Raw genomic sequence first — 489 nt, forward strand, 5'->3', positions numbered from 1 at the left:
CTTGGGAGGGGCTCACGACCATACTTATTATTAAGGGAATGTTTTACAGTTATTTTTTCAATCTATTTTTGGGGATGTTATTAATTATGAAAAAAATTTTATTTATCAAATAATGATAAATCGATGTTGTTTACGATAGCTTACATGCTAGAAATAATTATCTGTAATGATAATTAAGAAAAATACATAGCACTGAGTCCAAGGAAACTAACTCTACTAGCAAATGTTACTCACTTGCTAATTTTACATGGTTATTAAGTTGGGATGGCTTAATAACTCATACTTTTAGTACTATACGAAGATAACAAATTTACAATGAAAGTAATTAATTATTCATCTTATTTTTTAGTGAATTTGTTCACTGTGTCGATAATCCATTTTACTAAGTCACCGATTGTTGAAATGATATCTTGTGCCATTGAAATCACTCCTTCCTTAATTAAGATAAAAATTCTTAAAATTAAACAACTCATCAACTATTTTCCATCA

Annotated in this window: 1 protein-coding gene; it reads right to left on the reverse strand. The window is 27.6% G+C overall.

Features of this window, described 5'->3' with window-relative positions:
* Positions 1 to 338: 338 nt before the first annotated feature.
* Positions 339 to 473 carry a delta-lysin family phenol-soluble modulin gene (locus tag D8676_RS27885; RefSeq protein WP_001549197.1) on the reverse strand — a complete coding sequence of 45 codons (135 nt, stop codon included), beginning with the start codon at positions 471 to 473 and terminating at the stop codon, positions 339 to 341.
* Positions 474 to 489: the final 16 nt, after the last annotated feature.

It is taken from the genome of Mesorhizobium sp. YM1C-6-2 (genome assembly GCF_003666685.1).
GTDB lineage: Bacteria > Pseudomonadota > Alphaproteobacteria > Rhizobiales > Rhizobiaceae > Mesorhizobium_K.

Excerpts from the sequence above, each read along its gene's own strand:
- D8676_RS27885 (WP_001549197.1), bottom strand. The coding sequence starts at position 473 with ATGAGTTGTTTAATTTTAAGAATTTTTATCTTAATTAAGGAAGGAGTG.